Origin of the sequence: Kineosporia sp. A_224, from assembly GCF_002198655.1 — a bacterium.
GTDB lineage: Bacteria > Actinomycetota > Actinomycetes > Actinomycetales > Kineosporiaceae > R-H-3.
In genome coordinates this window covers 1-4,522 of record NZ_MWLN01000016.1, presented here as the reverse complement: position 1 = coordinate 4,522, position 4,522 = coordinate 1, and the positions used below count along the sequence as shown (strand labels likewise).

Sequence of the window (4,522 nt, the reverse complement as noted above, 5' to 3'; positions counted from 1 at the left end):
CCCCGGCCCCCGCACGACCCACCACCACCCGAGAGGCCCGTCATGAGCGACGCCACCCCGATCCCCTTGTCCGAGTCACGCGGCTGCGGGTGCAGCACGCCGGCGACCGGCGTCCCGGAGCTCGACGCCCGGCTGCTGCCCCGCGCCGTCCGGCACGCCGCCGTGCTCGGCGCGTTCGACGCCGTGCCGGCCGGCGGCGCGCTCGACCTCGTGACGCCGCACCGGCCGACCCCGCTCCTGCGGCAGATCGCGGCCAAGCTCGACGGGCAGGTCAGCGTCGTCGAGCTCGAGCACGGCGCGGACGAGTGGCGGGGCCGGATCACCCGAGAGGCGGTCGCGGGCTGAGCCGCCGGGACCCGCGAGCCCGGCGATGTCACCACGACCCTGCGTAGCATCGCCCCGTGACCAGTGACGACCCCCGGCGGGTCCGCGCCCTGCTCGAGGCCGTCATCGCGGTCGGCGAGGGCCTGGACCTCGACGAGGTGCTCGACCGGATCGCCACGACGGCCTGCGAGCTCACCGGTGCCCGGTACGGCGCGCTCGGCGTCCAGGACGACGCCGGGCGCGTCGTCGGCTTCCACAGCCACGGGATGGACCACGTGCTCGACGCGGAGCAGCGTGCGGCGCTCGGCGGCCGGCCGACCGGCGGCGGCCTGCCGGGCCTGCTCCTGCGCGACGACGCCGAGCCGCTGCGCCTGAGCAACCTCGCCGACCACCCCCGGTTCGTCGGCTTCCCCGACCCGCACCCGCGGATGACGGCCTTCCTCGGCGTCCCGCTGCGGGTCGGGGGGACGACGTTCGGCAACCTCTACGTCGCCGACCCGCCGTCGGGCGACTTCACCGCGGACGACGAGGAGGCGCTCCAGGCGCTCGCCTCCGCCGCGGGGGTCGCCGTCGGGAACGCGCGGCTCTACCGCGCCGCGCGTCGCCGCCAGACGTGGTGGGAGGCCGCGAGCCAGGCCGTCCAGGTCGTCGTCGACCCCGGCCCCGTCGACCTGCGCGCCGCGCTCGCCGAGGTCGCCCGGATCGCCGCAGCGGCAGCGGGCGCCGACGTCGCGACGATCCGGCTGGACACCGAGCACCCCTCCGCCCCGGACGGCCCGCCGGACCCCGGCGGTCCCGACGACGCCGGACCGGCCGCCCGGCTCGCCCTCCCGCTCGCCGTCGGTCCCCAGACGCTCGGCACGATGACCCTCGTCTGGCACGAGGGTCCCGGTCCGGACCACGAGGACGCGCTCCTCGCGCGGACGTTCGGCGAGCGCGTCGCGCTCGCCGTCGAGGCCTCCCGGGCGGCGTCCGACCGGGCGGCGCTCGCCGTCCTGCAGGACCGCGACCGGATCGCCCAGGACCTGCACGACCTCGTCATCCAGCGGCTGTTCGCCGTCGGCCTGTCGCTCCAGGCGGCGGGCAACCTCGCCCGGGTCCCCGAGGTGGCCAAGCGCCTGGCCCGCGCCGTGGACGACCTCGACGACACGATCAAGGACGTCCGCCGGACGATCTTCCAGCTCCACGGGACCGCCGTCAGCTCCCCGCTGCGCGACCAGCTCGAGGAGCTCGTCGCGACGGCCCGCGCCGACCTCGGGATCGCCGTCCGGCTCGTCATCGAGGGCCCGATCCTCGCCGTCCCCGACGACCTCGCGCCCGAGGTGCTCGCGGTCGCGCGGGAGGCGCTGTCGAACGTCGCCAAGCACGCGCACGCCCACAGGGTCGAGGTGTCGCTGCGGATCGGCCGCTCCCTGGAGCTCACGGTCACCGACGACGGTGACGGGACGGCGCCGGGCGGGCGGCGCAGCGGGCTGGCGAACCTCGAGGAGCGCGCGACCCGCAACGGCGGGACGTTCCACCTGCGGTCGCAGCCGGGCTCCGGGACGACGCTGCTGTGGAGCGTGCCGCGGCGCTGACCCGTGCTGACCCGGCGCGTCAGCCGCCCCGGCGCTCGACCTCGAGGACGGCCGCCTGCGTGCGACGCTCGAGCCCCAGCTTGCCGAGGATGCTCGACACGTAGTTCTTCACCGTCTTCTCGGCGAGGAAGAGTGCCTCGGCGATCTCGCGGTTGCTCCGGCCGTCCCCGATGAGCGTGAGGATGCGCCGCTCCTGGTCGCTGAGCCCGGCGAGCCGGGGGTCGGCCGCCGTGCCGCCGCTGCGCAGCCGCTCGAGGACGGTCGCGGTGACCGCGGGGTCGAGCAGGGACTGGCCGGCGGCGACCCGGCGGACGGCGTCCACGAGCCCGGAGGCCCGGACCTCCTTGAGCAGGTACCCGGCCGCACCCGCCATGATCGCGGCGAAGAGCGCGTCGTCGTCCTCGTAGCTCGTGAGGATCAGGGCCTTGATCGACGGGTCGATGCTGCGGACGTCCCGGCACACGTCGACGCCGGAGCCGTCCTCGAGCCGGGCGTCGAGGATCGCGACGTCGGGCCTCAGCGCCGGGATCCGCCGGGTCGCCTGCGCCGCCGAGCCGGACTCGCCGACGACCTCGATGTCGGGCTCGCCGGACAGCAGCTCGCTGATCCCGCGCCGGACGATCTCGTGGTCGTCGAGGACGTAGACCCGGATCACGGCGCCCCGGGGTGCCGGGCCGTCGGCCGGGCGGTCCGTCGCTGCACCGTCCATGGCGGCGATGCTACGCAGTGTCGGCCCCGGGAGCCGACCCGGGACCTCGGTCCGTCCGGGCAGGACATTGCGCCCGGTCCGCCCGGGCGGCGCCGCCGCGATGCTCGAGCGGTGACAGCACGCCCCCTGAGCGCCGAGGACTGCCGGCGTCTGCTCGCCGAGGCGGTCGTCGGCCGGGTCGCGTTCACCGACCGGGCCCTGCCGGCCATCGCCGCTGTGCCGTGCCGGCTCGACCCGGCCGGGGACCTGCTCCTCACCGTGCCGGGCGGATCCCGGCTCGCCGGGGCGATGCACGACGCCGTCGTCGCGTTCCAGGTCGACGACCTCGCCCAGGGCTGGACCGTCACCGTGGTCGGCGAGGTCCGCGACGTCGAGCCCGCCGGGGACGACCGGACCGGCGGCCCGCGGCCCGCGGCGGACGACGACGCCGTGGTCGTCGCGCTGAGCATCGACGTCATCCAGGGGCAGGCCACCGGGCCGCTCCGGCAGGGGCTGCGATGACCACGGCCCCGGTCCGCCCCGGCCCCGGCCCCGGGGACCCGCGGACCCCGCGGACCCGGCGGGCACGCGCCGGCCGTTGGGTCCCGCCCCAGCACGGGGCCTGGGCGATGCTCCTGCTCCCGTTCGCCGCGGGCCTGCTGCCGTCGTGGGGCGGTCGACCGGTCTGGTGGCACGTGCCGCTGCTCGTCGCCTGGCTCGCGGCGTACCTGTTCTCCTACTTCGCCCTCCTCGCGGTGAAGACCGGCCGTGCCGGCCGGGTCCGCCCCCAACTGCTGGCGTACGGCGCGGTGGCCGTCGCCACCGGCCTGCCCGTCGTCGTCGCCCGGCCCGCCGTCCTGCTCGTCGCCCCGGCGTTCGTCGCGCTGCTGGCCGTCAACGTCGTCGCCGCCCGGCGCCGCCGGGACCGGGCGCTCGCCGCGGGCCTGGCGTCCGTCGTCCAGGCCTGCCTCGTCACTCCCGTCGTCGTCCTCGTCGCGGACCGGCCGGTGACGCAGGTGCTCGGCGCCGCGGCCGCCGTCCTGCTCTACCTCGCCGGCACCGTGGTCCATGTCAAGGCGATGATCCGCGAACGGCGCAACGACGCGTACGCGCAGGCGGACGTCGGGTACCACCTGGCCGCGCTCGTGCCTGCGGTGGTCCTGTCCGCCTGGCTCGCCGTGCCCTTCGCGGTCTTCGTGCTGCGGGCCGCGCTGCTCACCCGGCGACGCACCTCGGTGGCACTCGTCGGCGCCGTCGAGGTCGGCTGCTCGGTGCTGCTGCTCGCCGCTCTCGCGCTGCCGCACTGAGGGTCGCGCGACGGGACGGTCCGCGCGGTCCGAGCGCAGGACGGTCGGCCCGGTCCGGCGCCCGCCGTGCCGCAGAGACTGGAGCCGTGACCGACGAGCCGGACGACGCGCCCCGCGTGCACCGCCTCACCGGCGGCGACCTCATGCAGTGGCAGTCCGACGTCGGCCCCGTCCCGCAGCACGTCGGCGCCGTCCTCCTGCTCGACGGGCCGCGCCCGCCGGCCGCGGCGCTCCTCGCGCTGGTGCGGGACCGGCTCGGTGCCGTCCCGGCGCTCGGACGGCGTCCGGCACGCGCGCCGCTCGGCTGCGGCGGCTGGTACTGGGCGGACGACGACCGCGACCCGGCGGCCCACGTCGGGGTCGAGCGGGTCGCGCGGGACGAGGTCCACGCCGTCCTCGACACCTCGACCCGGACCCTGCTCGAGCGGATGCCCGCCGACCGTTCGCCCTGGCGGGCCAGGGTTCTCGTGGGGCCGGACGGCGCGCCGGTCGCGCTGCTCGTCGTCCTGCACCACGTCCTCGCGGACGGGGTCACCGGGCTGTCGCTGCTCGGCGCGCTCGTCGACGGCCCCGACGGCCCCGGCGACGCGGCGGGTCCGGGCGGCCCGGCGGCTCCGGACGGCGGG

Annotated in this window: 6 protein-coding genes; 5 read left to right on the top strand and 1 reads right to left on the bottom strand. The window is 77.3% G+C overall.

The annotated features are described in order from the left end of the window. Nucleotides 1-345, top strand: a 345-nt coding sequence (locus EDJALFJO_RS00335) for a DUF2249 domain-containing protein (protein ID WP_233149597.1), incomplete at its 5' end; no start/stop codon positions are given. A 56-nt stretch (nucleotides 346-401) separates the two neighbouring features. Further along, nucleotides 402-1,901 carry a GAF domain-containing sensor histidine kinase gene (locus tag EDJALFJO_RS00330; protein WP_088281060.1) on the top strand — a complete coding sequence of 500 codons (1,500 nt, stop codon included), beginning with the start codon at nucleotides 402-404 and terminating at the stop codon, nucleotides 1,899-1,901. 19 nt (nucleotides 1,902-1,920) lie between these two features. Here the strand turns inward: EDJALFJO_RS00330 and EDJALFJO_RS00325 are convergent, their stop codons facing one another. Beyond that, entirely contained in the window at nucleotides 1,921-2,556 is a 636-nt protein-coding gene (locus EDJALFJO_RS00325; protein WP_088281064.1) for a response regulator transcription factor, read from the bottom strand. 165 nt (nucleotides 2,557-2,721) lie between these two features. Here EDJALFJO_RS00325 and EDJALFJO_RS00320 point away from each other — a divergent pair, with 165 nt between their 5' ends. The 3 genes from EDJALFJO_RS00320 to EDJALFJO_RS00310 form a co-directional block, all read left to right on the top strand. Beyond that, entirely contained in the window at nucleotides 2,722-3,111 is a 390-nt protein-coding gene (locus EDJALFJO_RS00320) for a pyridoxamine 5'-phosphate oxidase family protein (RefSeq protein WP_088281058.1), read from the top strand. Further along, on the top strand, nucleotides 3,108-3,896 hold the full coding sequence (locus EDJALFJO_RS00315) for a YwiC-like family protein (protein WP_088281056.1): 789 nt from the start codon (nucleotides 3,108-3,110) through the stop codon (nucleotides 3,894-3,896). Before EDJALFJO_RS00320 ends, EDJALFJO_RS00315 begins: the two co-directional genes overlap by 4 nt. Nucleotides 3,897-3,982: 86 nt before the next feature. Further along, nucleotides 3,983-4,522 (top strand): wax ester/triacylglycerol synthase domain-containing protein (locus EDJALFJO_RS00310; RefSeq protein ID WP_198949864.1); only part of this gene is annotated, 540 nt, incomplete at its 3' end.